This is a genomic window from Dactylosporangium aurantiacum (genome assembly GCF_000716715.1).
Taxonomy (GTDB): domain Bacteria; phylum Actinomycetota; class Actinomycetes; order Mycobacteriales; family Micromonosporaceae; genus Dactylosporangium; species Dactylosporangium aurantiacum.
Map to the genome: position 1 here is coordinate 83518 of NZ_JNYJ01000009.1, position 15503 is coordinate 99020.

11 protein-coding genes and 1 pseudogene are annotated in these 15503 nt (G+C 76.5%); 3 read left to right on the forward strand and 9 right to left on the reverse strand.

All coding sequences use genetic code 11. The features are described from left to right. Positions 1–216: 216 nt before the first annotated feature. The 7 genes and pseudogenes from OP18_RS12745 to OP18_RS52380 all read right to left on the reverse strand — a co-directional run bounded on the left by OP18_RS12745 (position 217) and on the right by OP18_RS52380 (position 11530). Positions 217–3420 (reverse strand): ATP-binding protein, encoded by a 3204-nt coding sequence (locus OP18_RS12745; protein WP_052386630.1) that lies wholly within the window; start codon positions 3418–3420, stop codon positions 217–219. A gap of 15 nt (positions 3421–3435) precedes the next feature. After that, positions 3436–4374, reverse strand: a complete 939-nt coding sequence (locus tag OP18_RS12750) for a ribose-phosphate diphosphokinase (RefSeq protein ID WP_033359048.1) — start codon at positions 4372–4374, stop codon at positions 3436–3438. Positions 4375–4449: 75 nt separating this feature from the next. Further along, positions 4450–5697, reverse strand: coding sequence for a glutamate-cysteine ligase family protein (locus OP18_RS12755; protein WP_033359049.1), 1248 nt, complete (start codon positions 5695–5697; stop codon positions 4450–4452). A 589-nt stretch (positions 5698–6286) separates the two neighbouring features. Next, complete coding sequence (locus tag OP18_RS12760) at positions 6287–6766, reverse strand: CAP domain-containing protein (RefSeq protein ID WP_052386631.1); 480 nt, start codon at positions 6764–6766, stop codon at positions 6287–6289. 251 nt (positions 6767–7017) lie between these two features. Continuing rightward, a pseudogene (locus tag OP18_RS55070) lies at positions 7018–7165 on the reverse strand (transposase); the annotation flags it as partial. Between the two features lie 179 nt (positions 7166–7344). Next, positions 7345–8421, reverse strand: coding sequence for a hypothetical protein (locus OP18_RS12765; protein WP_156089481.1), 1077 nt, complete (start codon positions 8419–8421; stop codon positions 7345–7347). A gap of 946 nt (positions 8422–9367) precedes the next feature. Then, a complete protein-coding gene (locus OP18_RS52380) occupies positions 9368–11530 on the reverse strand; it encodes an ATP-binding protein (protein WP_052386632.1) in 2163 nt (720 codons plus the stop codon). 202 nt (positions 11531–11732) lie between these two features. Here OP18_RS52380 and OP18_RS12775 point away from each other — a divergent pair, with 202 nt between their 5' ends. Then, the gene (locus OP18_RS12775) at positions 11733–12026 is read left to right on the forward strand and encodes a hypothetical protein (RefSeq protein ID WP_156089482.1); all 294 of its coding nucleotides are present in this window, start codon (positions 11733–11735) and stop codon (positions 12024–12026) included. A gap of 119 nt (positions 12027–12145) precedes the next feature. Next, positions 12146–12895 (forward strand): PP2C family protein-serine/threonine phosphatase, encoded by a 750-nt coding sequence (locus OP18_RS12780; RefSeq protein ID WP_033359052.1) that lies wholly within the window; start codon positions 12146–12148, stop codon positions 12893–12895. A gap of 28 nt (positions 12896–12923) precedes the next feature. Here the strand turns inward: OP18_RS12780 and OP18_RS12785 are convergent, their stop codons facing one another. Together OP18_RS12785 and OP18_RS12790 are read right to left on the reverse strand one after the other, a co-directional pair. Then, the gene (locus tag OP18_RS12785) at positions 12924–13289 is read right to left on the reverse strand and encodes a hypothetical protein (RefSeq protein ID WP_033359053.1); all 366 of its coding nucleotides are present in this window, start codon (positions 13287–13289) and stop codon (positions 12924–12926) included. 339 nt (positions 13290–13628) lie between these two features. Then, on the reverse strand, positions 13629–14201 hold the full coding sequence (locus tag OP18_RS12790) for a TetR/AcrR family transcriptional regulator (RefSeq protein ID WP_033359054.1): 573 nt from the start codon (positions 14199–14201) through the stop codon (positions 13629–13631). 55 nt (positions 14202–14256) lie between these two features. Between OP18_RS12790 and OP18_RS12795 the strand changes: the two genes are divergently transcribed. Beyond that, positions 14257–15471, forward strand: a complete 1215-nt coding sequence (locus OP18_RS12795; RefSeq protein ID WP_211273521.1) for an FAD-dependent monooxygenase — start codon at positions 14257–14259, stop codon at positions 15469–15471. The last annotated feature ends 32 nt before the right edge of the window (positions 15472–15503 follow it).

Here is a 15503-nt window from a genome sequence, read left to right on the forward strand (position 1 = left end):
GGGCGTCGGGCAGCCGCTCGTACACCGGCCGCAGCATGGGCAGCAGCGTGTCGGTGCTGCCGGTGGCGAGGTGCACGAAGAACACCCCGGCGATGCCGACGAGGGCGGCGTTGGGCTGGCCGGTGCGGGCGATGCGGGCGGTCAGCTCGGTGTAGAGCCGTTCGGCGGTCGCGGGGTCGCCGGCCAGCAGCGCCCGCACCGCACCGAACAGCGCCATCACCGACAGCGCCACGCCGAGCTGCCCGGCGGTCGCGTGCCGCACCGCCCGGTCGACGTGCTCCTGCGCGGCGGCGAGGTCGTTGCGCTCGAGGGCGGCCTGGAACAGCACGTGGTGCGCCTGCGCCTGGAACTGCACGAGACCCGCCGCGGTCGCCTCCTCCAGCAGCCGCGCCCCGACGGCGGGCAGCTCGTGCCGGCGGGCCGGGTTGAGCACGGCGAAGTAGCGGGCGTTGAGGGCGTGGCAGCGCAGCAGCGGGTCGTCGCCGGCGAGGGTGAGCGCCTCGGCGCTGGCCGCGTCGCAGCGCGCCAGGTCGTCGCCCTCCAGCTCGTAGACGAGGGCCACCAGCAACCGGCACCGCGTCGCCGCGTCGGGCACGGTCCCGGGCGACGCTGCGAGCTTTGTGCCGGGCTTCGTCCCGGGCACGGTGCCTGGCGCGGTCTCGGGCGCGGTCCCGGGCGACGCTGCGAGCTCTGGGCGACGAGGGCGGTGTCGACGGCGCGTTCGGCGCGGATCGTCCAGGCGACCGGCGCGTCGTACGCGGTCAGCGCCGCGTACGCGGGCACCCCGGCGTCCGCGGCGGCCCGCAGAGCCTCGGCCCGGGCGGCCCGCGCGGCGGTCACGTCACCCGCGTTGGCCAGCGCCGACGTCAGCCCGCACAGCAGGTCGTGGCGGCGCGCCGGTGGCAGCGGCCCGGCGTCCAGGGCGCCGCGGTAGAGGGTGGCGGCCTCGCGGTGCGCGTACAGGCCGGTGGCCTGCCGGGCCGCGGCGGCGGCATACCCGGCGGCGGTGTCCGCGGTCGCCGGCGTCGCGGCGGCGAGGGCGTGGTAGCCGAGCGCCGCGACGTCGGCCGAGCCGAGCTCCTCGAGGGCGGTGAGGACCCGCGCGTGCAGCCGGCGGCGGCGCAGCAGGGGCATGTCGTCGTAGAGGACGTCGCGCAGCAGCGCGTGCGTGAACCTGACCCGGCCCGCCGCCGGCTCCTCCAGCAGCCCCGACACCACGCCCGCCTCCAGGCCGTCCAGCACGGTGTCCTCCGCGGACCCCTCGGCGGCGACGAGCACGTCGATGTCGACGTCCCGGCCGAGGACCGCGGCGTGCCGCAGCACCGTCTGCGCGGTCGCGGGCAGCCGGCTCAGCCGCCGCCGCAGCACGTGCCCGATGCCGGACGGGATGGCCCGCACCGCGCTGTCGGCGCCCTCCGCGGACACCAGCCGGGCGGTCTCGGTGAGGAACAGCGGGTTGCCGCCGGTGCGTTCGACGAGCACGTCCAGGGCGACGCCGGGCACGCCGAGGCTGCGCAGCAACGCCCGGCCGGCATCGGCGTCGAGCCCGCCGAGGTCGACGTCGGCGGCGCGGCGCCCGGCCAGGGCGGCCCGGACCGCGTCCAGGTCCGGCTGCGACTCGCCGGGCCGGTGGGTGGCGACGAGCAGCAGCGGCCGGTCCTCGAGCGTGACCGCCACGTGCCGCAGGACCTGCAGCGTCTCCCCGTCGGCGCGGTGCACGTCGTCGAGCACCACCAGCAGCGGCCCGAACCCGCTCAGGTGCTCGGCCACGGCCTGCGCCAGCGCGAACTGCCCACCCCCCACCGGCCCGGCCGCGTGACCCGAAGCGGGCGGGCCCAAGTGTTCGGCGGTGGCATGGTCCGGCGCGGGCGTGCCGAAGTGCTCCGCGGCGGCGGACGCGGCGGCGGGCGCGGCGGCGGACGCGGCGGCGGGCGCGGCGGCGGACGCGGCGGTGGACGTGGCCAGGGACGCGGGGGCGGACGCGGCGATGGACGCGGCGATGGACGTGGCGAGGGACGCGGTGGCGGGCGCGGCGGCGGATGCGGCCAGGGACGCGGTGGCGGGCGCGGCGGTGTGGTTCGAAGCGGGCGGGCCCTGGCGCTCCGCAGCGGCCCCGGAGCCGGCGGACAGCAGCGGGGCGAGACGGGCGTCCGCGGCCGCGCCGTCCCGCGGCAGCGCCCGCAGCACCTCGCTCCACGCCCACGCCGGCGGCGCGCCGTCCACCTCGGGGCAGCGCCCCCACGCGACCCGCCACCCGAGCCGCGCCGCGAACATCCGCAGCACCGTCGTCTTGCCCGCGCCGGCCTCCCCGCCGACCCACATGACCCGCACCCCGTCGCGCAGGACCTCCTCGGCGATCCGCCCGAGCGCGGCCAGCTCCCGTTCCCGCCCGAAGCCCTCCGAGGTCGTCGCGGATCCAGGTTTACCCTGCACATCATCCGACGACGCGGGCCAGGTCGGCGGGCCGGACGGGGGAGCGGCCGCGGTGGCGGCGGGCTCCGGCACGTCCGGTGCGGCGGCCCGCGGCGCCGGGTCCGCCGGCCGGGCCTCGCCGCCGCCGGCCAGGTGCGGCGCCTGCGCGAGCACGTCCGCCTCCAGCGCGCGCAGCCCCGGCCCCGGGTCGACGCCCAGCTCGGTCGCGAGGCGGTCCCGGGCGGCGCGCAGCGCGGCGAGGGCGTCGCCCTGCCGGCCGGCGGCGTACAGCGCCGACGCCAGCAGGTGCACGGCCTCCTCGCGCAGCGGGTGCGCCCGCACGTGCCGCTCCAGGGCCGGCACGACGAGCGCGGCCCGGCCGAGGCGCACCGCGACCCGCCCGCCCGCCTCGACGCACACCAGCCGCAGCTCCTCCAGGCGGCCCACCTCGGGCACCGCCCACGGCTCGTCGGCGAACTCGGCGTACGCCGGGCCCGCCCACGCCGCGAGCGCCTCCCGCAGCAGCCCGTCGGCCCGGGCCGGGTCGCGCTCCGCGATCGCGCTGCCGTCGCGCAGCAGCGCCTCGAACCGCCACGCGTCGACGGCGCCGGTCGGCAGGTGCAGCGCGTACCCGGGCGCGACCGTGACGAGCACGCTCGCCGGGGTCCGCGGCGCCCGGCCGGGTTCGAGGGCGCGGCGCAGGTTCGACACGTACACCTGCAGCGCGGCGAGGGCCTTCGGCGGCGGCACCCCCTGCCAGAGGTCGTCGATGAACCTGTCCGTCGGCACGACGTGCCCACCGGCGGCCACGAGCCGGGCGAGCACCGCGCGCTGCCGCGGCCCGCCGAGGTCCACGGCCCGCCCGCCGATCCCGGCCCGCAACGGCCCCAGCACCCCGACCACCGGCGTGCCGCCCGCACCGCCCGCGGCCGCGCCCGCACCGCCGGCCGGGGGCGGGGCCGGGGTGGCGCGCGGCGGCGCGGCGTCGGGGGGCTGGTCTGTGCGCATGCGCCGGTCGGTCCGTCAGTGGAACAGCGAGCTGACCGACTCGCCGTTGTGGATGCGCCGCATCGCCTCGGCCATCGCGGGCGCGATCGACAGCACGCGCAGCTTCGGCACGTACTTCGCCTTCGGGATCGGCACGCTGTTGGTGCAGACGATCTCCACCACGTCGGGCTGCGCGGCGAGCCGGTCCAGGGCCCCGTCGGTGAACAGCCCGTGCGTGCAGGCGACCCTGACGCTCGCCACGTCGCGCTCGCGGAGCCGGGCGAGCAGCTCGATGATGGTGCTGCCGCGGGCGATCTCGTCGTCCAGGACGATCACGTCCTTGCCCTCGATGTCGCCGATGACGGCGCTGATCACCACCCGGTCGTCGCTGAAGCGCTGCTTGGCGCCGGCGGCCACCGGTACACCCAACATCCGGGCGAAGGCCGAGGCCGCCTTCGCGTTGCCCAGGTCGGGCGAGACGACCACGCTGTTGGACAGGTCGAGGCCGCGGAAGTGGGTGGCGAGCTCGCGCAGCGCGTGCAGGTGGTCGACGGGCACGCTGAAGAACCCGTGCACCTGCGGCGAGTGCAGGGTCAGCGTCAGCACCCGGGAGGCGCCGGCGGCGCTGAGCAGGTCGGCGACGAGCCGCCCGCCGATGGAGATGCGCGGCTCGTCCTTCTTGTCGGAGCGGGCGTACGCGTAGTGCGACATGACCACGGTCGTGCGCGCCGCCGAGGCGCCCCGGGCCGCGTCCAGCATGAGCAGCAGCTCGACGAGGTGCTCCTGCACCGGCGGCACGAGCGGCTGGATGAGGAACACGTCGCGTTCCCGGCAGTTGGCCTGCAGCTGCACCTCGAGGCAGTCGTTGGCGAAGCGGTCGACCCGCACGGGCTGCAGCGGCACCTCGAGCTGGGCGCAGATCTCCTCCGCCAGCTCGGGGTGCGCGCTGCCACTGAACACGGCGATGTCCCGCACGGGCTCGGCTCCTCGGTGTGGTCGCGCACGGCGGCGCTGGGAATCGTCACCCCGTTGATACCACACCCGCGCGCCTCACCCGCCGGCGCCGACGCGGACCTTCCGGCGCTGCTCGCGGCGGTCCTCGGCAGGGCAGGAGCCGCGGGCGACGTACCGGTCGGTGAACTCGCCGACCGCGTCGCGGACCGCGAGCGGGGCACCCTGCCGCCGCAGGACGTCACCCGCGGCGGTGAAGCAGGCCAGGGCCGCGGCGGCGAGCGCCGGGTCGGCGAGCCCTTCGCGGGCCGCGCCGACCCAGTCGCGGTGCCGGCGCAGCGGCGAGCGCAGCGGCTCGGTCGCCGCGGCCGCCGCCTCCGCGCCCTGCGGGTCGTCGAGCAGGGCGGTGACGACCGCGACCGGCACGACCCAGCCGTCGCCGGGCTGCTGGTCGATCATCCGCAGCTCCAGGTACCCGCGGGGGCGCACCGGCGGCACCAGGGTGCCGAGGTGCCGCTCCAGGTCCTCCAGCGTGACGGGGCGCGGCCCGTGCCCGCGCAGCCACGCGCGCATCGTCAGTCCCGCCGGTACGTGCCACCGTCCGGGCCCGGCGATCATCGCGACCTTGGCGGCGAGGGCGTAGCGGGACCAGGCGGCGCGCGGGTCGTCGTCGCGCCGCGGCGCCCGGGTGCGGCTGGCGTCGGTGCCGAAGCGCAGCCCCTGCCGGTGCGACACCCAGCGCCGGCCGGACCGGGAGCGGTGCGGCGAGTTGGCGAACGCGGCCATGACCACCGGCCCGATCGCGTCGGCGAGCCACCAGCGGCGCCGGTAACCGCCCCAGTCGACGCCGTCCGCGTCGTCGACGCCGGCGTCGAGGCAGACCTGGATCGAGGCGGAGTTGCACATCACCTCGAGCCCCTTCGGGCCGCGGCGGTCGTGGTACTCGGCGAGCGCCACGTACCGGGGGTGGTCGGTGACCAGCAGCGGCGCCCGTACGTCGTCGAGGCCGGTGCCGTCCAGGATCAGCCCGTGGCCGGCCAGCACCGACCGCACGAGGGCGAGGTCGCGGCCCAGCGCGGCGACGCAGTCGGCCATCGACGCGCCGACCGCCGAGGACAGCTCCAGCTGCCCGCCGGGCTCGATGGTGACGCCGCTGCCGCCGGGCAGCGGGTTGCCGAGGTGGGCGAGCAGGTCGAGGAGGAGCTCCGGGGCCGGCCGGTGCAGCGGCCGGCTCAGGTCGCGCACGCAGTACTCCAGCTCCACCCCGACCCGACCGACCGGACCGACCCGGAACCCGGCGGCGGCCACGTACGCGGCGGCGGTTGCCTCGGTGAGGATGTCGTTCACGGCGGGCCTCCCGGAAGAAGGGTGCGAGCTACCCAGGGTGGTGTTTCGAGTGACGAGAGTGACGCGGCGGATGGTGGTGTGCGGCCGCGAACGACCACGGCCGTGTCCGGCTGGTGACGCATGGTGCGCCGAATGCTGGAAAGTGCGGCGGATGGCGGTGTTGTGCGGGCTGGACGTGCTGCTGCGGGGCCGTCGGGTTGCGGGTCCGGCGGGTGCATTCCATTAGGCGGTCCGGCGCCCGTTCTGTCCAGCCCAACCGGGCAACACGTGGTGAACCCTGGCTGTGAACTGGCTGAATGCCGCAAGATCTCCCGGCCGCCCGGGTCCGCCGAGGAGATCCTCCGTCCGCCGCCGGCACCACGGGCCGGCGAAAAAAGATCGAAAGGCATGGTTGTGTTGTCGTTTCTCGACAACCATTCCGTGGGGTCTCCGGGAATTGCCAGCCGTGCGGAATTCGGGCCGGGAACAGCGGCACGCCGGCCGCGTCGCGCGGCCGGCGGAAATGATCGGGAAATGCGATATCGGGGCGGACATGGCGGAGTTCCCGCGGGCGGTCGTCGGTGCCCGCGGGAACGCCCGTCCTGCGCCTTCAGCGTGGGCTGGCGAAGTCCTGGGTCCAGTAGGGCACACCGCGGCCGTTGTACGCCACCGCGACCCCCACGTTGCGGAAGCGGCAGTTGAGGATGTTCGCCCGGTGGCCGGGGCTGCGCATCCAGTCGCCCATGACCTCGTACGCGTTGCGCTGGCCCCAGGCGATGTTCTCCCCGTACGACGACCAGCGGTAGCCGACCGACGCGACCCTGGTGCCCGGCGAGCCGCCGCCGGGCGAGCCGTGCGAGAAGTACCCGCGGCCGGCCATGTCCCTCGAGTGCAGCCACGCGGCGTAGCTCAGCCGCGGGCTCAGCGTGACCGGGCCGCAGCCCGCCCGGGCACGCGCGGAGTTGGTCAACGCGACGACGCCGCGGACCGCGCCGTAGTCGGCGGCGAACGCCGGCACGGCCTCGACGGCGGCCCCTGCCGCGACGGCACCCGCCACGACCGCGACGGCGACACCCTTCCGGATCCCCATCTCACCTCCACGAAGTAGGGCAGATGAGCCGAAGCTAGAGGACCGCCCTATCGCTGACAGCAATCTGACAAAACTCGCATATTCCGGCGATTGGTGCGCTACGCCACGCGCGGCGCGGGTGGTGCGACGGGCACCGATGTCACCCGTGTGGGTGAAGGCGCGGCTGTCTGACGCGGCCGTCTGACGCGGCCGTCTGACGCGGCCGTCTGACCGGCCGGGCGTCGGGGTCGATGCTCCTATGGAAGTCAAGTGTGTAGGGCGTTGTTGGCGGCTCGGTCACCGCCGTGGTTGAGGCGGTGCCGGTCGGTGCGTCCGGAACTGGCCGGGACGGGCGCGGCTCCGCACAGGTGGGCCAGGGCGGGCCTCGGAACGCAACCGGTCGGGGTCGTCGCCGGCGGTGGCCACCCGCCCGATCTGGTCGACCGCGGCGGCGTGGTGAGGCTCGCCGTGAGTATCACCGCCACCGGTGACGTGCGGAAGCGGGTCACCCGGACCGGTCGAGGAATCGTCAGAAGGACAGCAACGTCGGTCGGTCGGTGAGTCAGACCCCCGGGTGCCCCGCACCTGCACCCTCACTGTCAGTCGGGGGCCGGGCCGTCCGCGGCGGTACGGATGCGGTCGGCGGGGACGCCGGCGGCCCGCACCGCCGTCAGGGTCGCGGCGACGGCGGCGGGGTCACCGGCCACGAACGCGTCATGCCCCGCCCAGTCCCCGCCCGCCGCCGCGGTGAACCGGTCGCGGATCAGCAGGGCGCCTTCCGGGGCGAGGTCGGCGAGGCGGTACAGGTCCCGCTCGGCGGCCGCCGGCCAGAACACCGTCACCGGCCGCCGGTCCCCGGCGGCCCGCAGCGCGCCGAGCAGCGCCCGTGCCGGTGCCTCGGTGTCGCGGGCGACGACGACCAGCAGCGGCCGGGCCGACCCGGGGTCCGCCGCCGGCGGCCCGACCGCGGGGCGCAGCCGCAGTACGTCACCGGGCGCGGTGCGCTCCACGAGGTCCGCCCCGGCCGGATCCCCGGGCCGCGCGGCGATGTGCAGCCGCACGGTGTTGCCGGCGGCCGGCACGTCGCCGACCCAGCAGCGCCGCCACCGCCCGGGCAGCCGGGGCGGCTCGACCGGCGCCAGCTGCCCGGGCAGGCACGGGTACGGCAGGTACGTGCGCACCGTCACCACCGCCGCCGCCGCGCCCGACCGCTCATGGGCGACGACCGGCGCGCTCCAGCTCGCCGGCTCGTGGGCGGCCGCGGCGGCGCCGTCGGCCAGCCAGCGCGACACCAGCCGCCCCGTGGTGGCCCACGCCTCCTCCTGGTCGCGGCGCACCACGACCCCGGGCGGGTTGGCCCGCAGCAGGTCCACGAACAGCACCGCCAGCTGGTCCAGCCGCTGCGGCGGTACGCCCAGCTGCGCCACCACCGGCCCCAGCTCCGCACACCGGGCCGCGAGGACCTGCGGCTGGTCGACGTGCTCGACCAGCCATCCGACCGCCTCGCGCAGCACCTCCCGCTGCGCCGCCGGCTCGTCGGGCAGCAGCGCCCGCAGGTCGTGGACCACGCCCCGCGCCGGCTGGACACCCGGCTCGGCCGCGACGGGTCCCGGCCGCTCCTCACCTGACCGCCCCGGCACCAGCAGCCGGCTCACCACCGGCACGGACCCGGGCACGGGCACTGCCGGCGGCACGGTCGCCGGCGTGACCGGGGGTTGAGCCGGAGCCAGCGGAGGAGGCGCGGCTCCCGCCGCGACGGGCGGCGCCGGCGGTGCGGGCGGCGCCGGCGGTGCGGGCGGCGCCGGCGGTGCGGGCGGCGCCGGCGGTGCGGGCGGCGCCGGCGGTGCGAGGGGCGCGGTGCCCGCCGGGGGAGGCGGCGGTGGAGCACCCGGCGTTGTCGCGGGTGTCGCCGGCAGCACGGCCGGCTGACCCGCAGGTGCGTTCGGCGGCAGCGGCGTCCCGGGCGGCGGCAGCGGCGTCCCGGGCGGTGTCGGCGGGGCTCCGGGCGGTGTCGGCGGGGCTCCGGGCGGTGTCGGCGGGGTGCCGGGCGGCATCGGCAACGGCGGGGTCCCGGACGGTGTCGACGGCGGGGTTCCGGACGGTGTCGGCGGCAGGGTCCCGGACGGTGTCGGCGGCGGGATCAGCAGCGGAGAGGTCCCGGGCGGTATCGGCAATGGCGACGTCCCGGGCGGTGCCGGCAAAGGCTGCGTGCCGGGCGACGGCCGGGGCGGTGTGACCGTTGGCGGCGTCCCAGGCGACAGCGGCGTTCCCGGCGCGACCGGCGAAGGCCGGCGACCCGGAGGCGGCAGCCGCTGCAGGTGCGCGACCAGCTCGTCGATGACCGTCGTCAACGCCCCCGGCCGGTGCAGCGTCTCCGCCAGCAGCAGCCGCAGCGCCGGCATCGTCAGGAACGCCCCCGCAGGCGGGCCGTCGGCGCCCCACACCGTCGACCCCGGCACCGGCACCCCCGCCGGCGGCACCCCCACCGGCTGCGCCGCCACCGGATGGGGCATGGCCGGGCGCAACGGCGGGGGTGCCGCGGGGTCTGGGCCGATCGTGGTCACGCTCCGAGTGTGGTCCGCGGCGGCCCGTGTCCGTGGCCGGTCCGGCCGATCACCACGCTCAGGGGCGGGCCAGGGCGAGGTGCCCGGCCGAGCCCGACAGGTCGAGCAGCTCGTCGACTGCGGTGCGCTCGCCGAAGCGGTACGCCCGGTCGAACGCGACCTCCGGCAGCGCCGCCCGCAGCGCCGTCTCCGTCCGCCGGCGGGCGGGCAGCTCGCAGGCCGGGGTGGGCGCGCCGATCTCGCGCCGGATCACGTCGGCGGCGCCGAGCAGGGCGGCGGCGTGGGCCGGGTCGCCGAGGCGGCGGCGGGCCTCGGCGAACGCCTCCAGGACGCTCGCCGACCGCCACCGGTCACCGACGCGGCGGTGGACGGCGAGGCTGGCGCGCAGGCGTTCGGCGGCGGAGGGGACCGCGTCGTCGGCGAGGTCGACCCGGCCGAGGAGGTCCTGCGCCCAGCCGATGCCTTCGGGGAACGCCAGCTCGGTGAACCGGTCGAGGGCCTCCACCAGGTGCCGGCGGGCGCTCGGCTGGTCGCCGCCGAAGTGGGCGACCGCGCCGAGGTGGGTCAGGGTCGAGGCGACGGACTCGTCGTCGGCGAGGTCCCGGAACGCGGCCAGGCTGGCGTCCAGCAGCGCCGCGGCCGAGGCGAGGTCGCCGGACAGCCACGCGGTGCCGCCGGCCAGCTGGGCGGCGCGGCCCTCACCCCACGCGTCGCCGGCGGCCCGGTACAGCGTGATGGCCTCCCGAAGGAAGCGGGCGGAGCGCGCATAGTCGGCGCGCTCCCGCTCGACGCTGCCGAGCAGGGTGAGCAGCCGGCCCCGGATCTGCGTGTCGTGGCTGGGCGCGTCGGCCAGGGCGCGTTCGGCGAGGCCCGCCGCGGCCGGGTAGTCGCAGTCGAGCATGGCCAGGGTCGCGGCGGCCGAGCAGGCGGCGGCGCGCACCGCCGGTGGTGCGCCGGGGCGCCGCGCGAGGGCGCCGGACAGCCAGTCGCGGCCCTGCCGGTACACCCCGGTGAAATGCTGGAACGGCGCGAGGGCGGTGGCCAGGCGCAGGTCGTCGGCGGCGCCGGTGCCGGGGCGGCCGGACAGCCAGGTCATCGCGGCGCGCAGGTTGTCCTGCTCCAGGGTGATCCGGCGCAGCAGGTCACGCTGGTCGGGGCCGCGGATCCCGGCGGCGGCCCGCTCGGCGAGGTCGAGGTGGTGGGCGGCGTGCGCGTCGCGGGCCGCGGCCTCCTCCGCGGGGACCTCGGCGAGGCGGGCGGCGGCGTACGCGGCGACCGTCTGCAGCATCCTGCCCCGCCGGCCGGCGGGATGCCGGTCCACGAGGCAGCGCACGGCGAGCGCGTCGAGCAGCCCCGGCCGGTGGGCGGGCAGCACCGCGGCCGCCGCCGGGCTCCACCCACCCTGGAAGACGGCGAGCTGCCGCAGCAGCGCCTGTTTGTCCGGTGACAGCAGCTCGTACGACCAGTCCAGGGCCGCCCGCAGCGTGCGGTGGTGCTCGGGGCCGGGCGCCTTCGCGTCGGCGAGGACCCGGAACCGGTCGGTGAGCAGCCGGTGCACCTCGGGCACGGACAGCAGCGCGGCGCGGGCGGCGGCGAGCTCCACCGCGAGGGGCAGGCCGTCCAGGGCGCGGCAGATGGCGGCGGCGCCGTCGCGGTGCGCCGCGGGCAGCGGCCGGCCGGTCCGCTCGAACATGCGGGTCTCGAACAGCCGCAGCGCGGTGGCGTCGTCCAGCGGGGCGACGCTCACCTCGGTCTCCTCGGGCAGGCCGAGCGGCTGCCGGCCGGTGACCAGCAGGCGCAGGGCGGGCGCGGCGGTGAGCAGCCGGGCGGCGAGCGCGGCGACGGGCACCGCGACGTGCTCGCAGTTGTCGAGCAGCAGCAGCGCCGGGGCGTCGCCGGCGGCGGCGGCCAGGGTGTCGACGGCGTCGAGGTCCGGGCGGCGGGCCGCGCCGAACGCGTCGAGCACGAACCCGGCCGCGTCGGCCGCCGGGTCCTGGCGGTCGGTGTGGCCGCCGGTGCGCATCGTGGTGAGGTCGGCGAACCAGACCGGTGTCGTCGCCGCGGCCGCGACCGCGACGGCGAGCCGGGTCTTGCCGCTGCCGGCCGGGCCGACCAGGGACACCAGCCGGTGCCCGGCGGCGAGCAGGCGGCCCGCGGCGCGCACCTCCGCGTCCCGGCCGACGAGGCTGGTCAGCGGGGCGGGCAGGGCCGCGGACTCCATCCGCGCACTGTACCGGCCGCGTTCAATGTCCCGGCTCCTCCGATCGGCGACCTCACCAGCCGAAACGTCCGCCGGTGGCGGGCCGGCGGTGGCCGCCGGTGGGTCCGCGGGGGTATTGGTTGGCGGACAACCGCCCGAACCTCCGCGCGACCCGGGGCGCGGCCGGTACCGTGGCGGCACCTGCGATCACGACGGGGTATGGATGGCGTTTCTGGTGGAGATGCCCGACGGCGGGTTCCTCGAGGTCGAGGAGCGCACCGACCTGGCGCCCGACGACCTGTCCGTGGTCGGTGTCCTGGGCGCGTCGCCGCTGGAGGGCACCGGACTGATCACGTTCGGCGCGGTCATCCGGGCCGGCCTGGACGAGGAGCAGCAGGACGACTTCGCCGACTGGATCTACGACCGGGTGGTGCGCTTCGCCGAGCTCGGCGGCGAGATCGACGGCTGGGACCGGCTGGAGGACGGCACGTGGCGGGTCGAGGCCCGCTGGGACTGACGGTCGGCGACTGCACGGATACGGGTGTCGTGCAAGTTACGGCGGTGCGTCGACGGTGAGGTGTCCGGCACATGAACCAGGAGCGCGCCGCCGGGCGGTCCGGGTTAGGCTCACCCTCGATGACGATCGAGGTCCAGGGCGCCGGGCGCCTCCTGCAGGTCGGCACCGCCACCGACGTCGGCCGGCGGTACCCGGCCAATTTCGACGTGCTGCACACCTCCGCGTTGCAGCGCCGGCCGGGCCTGTGCGCGGTCGTCGCCGACGGGATGGGCGCCAGCGAGGGCAGCCGCACCGCCGGCCGGACCGCCGTGGACATCTTCACCACCGCCGTGCAGGAGCACCGGGGGCCGTTCGCGCCACCGCCGCTGTTCGCCGCGGTCGCCGACGCCCAGCGCCAGGTCCGCGCCGCCGGCAAGACCCTGCGGGAGCTGACCGGCTGCACGCTGACGGCGCTGGTCGCCGACGCGACCGGTGCGTGGGTCACCCAGATCGGCGACTCCCGGGTGTACCGGCTGCGCGGCGGCCTGCTCGAACTGCTCACCATCGACCACACCGAGGCCTGGCTCGGCGCCGTGCACGGCTGGTACCCGGCCGACTCGCCGCAGGCCGCCGCGGCCCGCTACCAGCTGCACCGGTTCATCGGCCACCCCGGCCTGCCGGAGCCCGACGTCCTGAGCGTCACCATGTTCCCCGGCGACGTGTACTGCCTGTGCACCGACGGGATCGCCGAGCAGGTGCCGTACCAGCGCATGGAGCAGACGCTCAGCTCAGCCGCGCCCCCGGACGTGATGGCGTCGGCGCTGGTCGCCGCGTCCCTTGAGGCCGGCGGCCGCGACAACGCCACCGCCGTCGTCGTCAAGGTCTTCTGACCCCGCGTCCAACCGCCGCCGGCGCGGCTCAGATCACGAGGTCGGCGGCGGGGCGCTCGGCGGTCACCGTCAGCGCCTCGACGTGCCGGTGCGGCTGCGGCCCGTCCGCGTCCGGGTCCGCCTCAGCCTCGTCGGCGACGACCTCCAGGGCCGCCCACAGCGCCGCGAGCGCGTCGTCGCCGCCGCTGACGTGCAGCGACGGCCCGCCGCGCAGCTCCACCCGCACCGCGCCGCCGCCGCGCCGCTGCACCAGCGCCCCGTTGCGGATGCGCTGCTCGAAGAGGTCCCCGGCGGCACGCAGCCGACCGGCCAGCTCGCGCAGGGCGGCCGGCGGCCCGGCCAGGTCGAACACGTCACCCGCGACCCGCAGGCGGCACGGCAGCTGATCATCCACGCCGACCAACCTAACGCACGCGCCCGCCTGGTCCCGGAAGGCCATCCCCGGCAGCGCCGAGCCTGGTGTACGTCACCACCGCGCGGGGGACGCCGTGGTCGCCCGCGGCCAGAATCCCGCGCCGGGCGTCAAGGGGTCCGCTCGCGGGATACCCGCCGGGCAGGTGCCTCGCCGCCGGAGTCTCCGCCCCGAGAGCTCCGGTCGACGTCAGGGGTGCCCGGTCGATCGCACCGGCGGCTGAGGAGCCCGCCGACACTCCCGGCCGCGGCGCTCTCGCTCGGCCCCGGTCCGTCCACAGCGTGCCGGTTCACCGGACCGTCGCCCCGGCGGCGAGCGGGCTCACAGTGACGCGGCGATCATCCGGAGCGCCTGGGCCAGGTCGCGGCCCGTCGGGGCGTTGGCCGGGTCGATCAGCCACTGGGTCAGGACCCCGGTGATGAGCGCCTGGTAGAACGAGCCCAGCTGGAACGCCTTCTGTGGCTCGGCCGCCGGGTCGACCTGGTGGAACACCGAGGCCCACAGCCCGCGGGCGTCCTGCATGCCTGCCGAGATCATGGCCCGCACCGCCGGGGCGTGCTCCATCTGCACGAAGGCGTCGAAGGATGCCATGAACGCCGGGCGGTGGGTGGCCATCGAGGCGATGACGCTGTCCCAGTAGGCCTCGAACCGCTGCAGCTTGTCCTGGCCCTCGGGGTCGGTGGCCAGCAGGGCGGTCGCCAGCTGCATGCCCCAGTCCTCCAGGGCCTTCTCCAGCGCGGCGTTGAGCAGTGCCTCGGTCGAGCCGTAGTGGTAGCCGATCGAGCCGAGGTTGGTGCCGGACGCGGCGACGATGTCGCGGGCGGTGGTCCGCCCGTACCCCTTCTCGTAGATGCAGCGCACGGCGCCGTCGAGGAGGTCCTCGCGATGTCCCATGGTCCAGATCCTATGGTCTATACACGCGTATAAGACGAATGTATATTCGCACACCATGGACATCCTCATCTCCGGCGCGAGCGTCGCCGGCCCCTCGCTCGCCCACTGGCTGCACCACGCGGGCCATCGCGTCACCGTCGTGGAGCGGGCCCCCGCGCTGCGCGGCGGCGGCTACGCGGTCGACTTCCGCGGCCGGGTACACCTGGAGGTGCTGCGGCGGATGGGGCTGCTGGACGCGATGCGGGCCAGGGCGACGCACATGGGCGACATCGCGATCGTCGACCGCGACGACGCGGTCACCGCGACCATGCCGTCGGCGATCTTCAGCGGCGACCTCGAGCTGCTGCGCGGCGACCTCGGCGAGATCCTGTACGAGGCCACCCGCGACCACGTCGACTACGTCTTCGGCGACTCGGTCGCCACGATCACGCAGGACGCCGACGGCGTCGACGTCACCTTCGAGCGCGGCGCGCCCCGCCGCTTCGACCTCGTCGTCGGCGCCGACGGCGTCAACTCCAGGGTCCGTGAGCTGGTCTTCGGCCCGGTGCCGCAGCGCTCCCTCGGGGTGTACGGCTGCATCTTCACCATGCCCAACGAGTTCGGCCTGGACCGGGCGGGTCTCATGTACAACGAGCCGCGCCTGACGGTCACGATCGGCGGCATCAATCCCGACCAGGCGGTGATCTCGCTGTTCTTCACGGCCGAGGGGCTCACGTACGACAAGCGCGACCGGCACGACGTCGAGCGGCAGCGGCGCATCGTCGCCGACGCGTTCGCCGGCGCCGGCTGGCGGGTGCCGCGGCTGCTGGAGGCGATGCGCACCGCGCCGGACTTCTGGTTCGACTCCACCGCGCAGATCCGGATGGAGCGCTGGTCACGCGGGCGCGTGGTGCTCCTGGGCGACGCCGGCTACGCCGGTGGTCCGGGCGGCAACGGCACCGGCCTCGCGGTCGTCGGCGCGCACGTGCTGGCCGGGGAGCTGGCCACCGCGCCGTTCGGTCGCGCCTTCGAGGTGTACGAGCACCGCCTGCGCCCCTACGTGGAGACCTGCCAGAAGCAGGCGTCCGGCGGCGCGGACTTCCTCGTCCCGTCCACCGATCGCAAGATCGCCCAGCGGAACCGGTTCTTCCGCACGATCCGCTACCTGCCGCCGGTGAAACACCTGTTCAAGCACCTTGCGACGCGCACCGCCACGGCGTTCGACCTGCCGGACTACGGTGTCCTGGGTCACACGCGGGACCTTTCCGGGAACAGAGGGAACGTTTTGTAACTTAAGCCTGGCACGCTCAACCACAGTGATGG

Coding starts and splice junctions, on each gene's coding strand:
- OP18_RS12790 (WP_033359054.1), bottom strand. CDS start 14,201: ATGGGACATCGCGAGGACCTCCTCGACGGCGCCGTGCGCTGCATCTAC.
- OP18_RS12745 (WP_052386630.1), bottom strand. CDS start 3,420: ATGCGCACAGACCAGCCCCCCGACGCCGCGCCGCCGCGCGCCACCCCG.
- OP18_RS12780 (WP_033359052.1), top strand. CDS start 12,146: ATGACGATCGAGGTCCAGGGCGCCGGGCGCCTCCTGCAGGTCGGCACC.
- OP18_RS12775 (WP_156089482.1), top strand. CDS start 11,733: ATGGCGTTTCTGGTGGAGATGCCCGACGGCGGGTTCCTCGAGGTCGAG.
- OP18_RS12760 (WP_052386631.1), bottom strand. CDS start 6,766: ATGGGGATCCGGAAGGGTGTCGCCGTCGCGGTCGTGGCGGGTGCCGTC.
- OP18_RS12795 (WP_211273521.1), top strand. CDS start 14,257: ATGGACATCCTCATCTCCGGCGCGAGCGTCGCCGGCCCCTCGCTCGCC.
- OP18_RS52380 (WP_052386632.1), bottom strand. CDS start 11,530: ATGGAGTCCGCGGCCCTGCCCGCCCCGCTGACCAGCCTCGTCGGCCGG.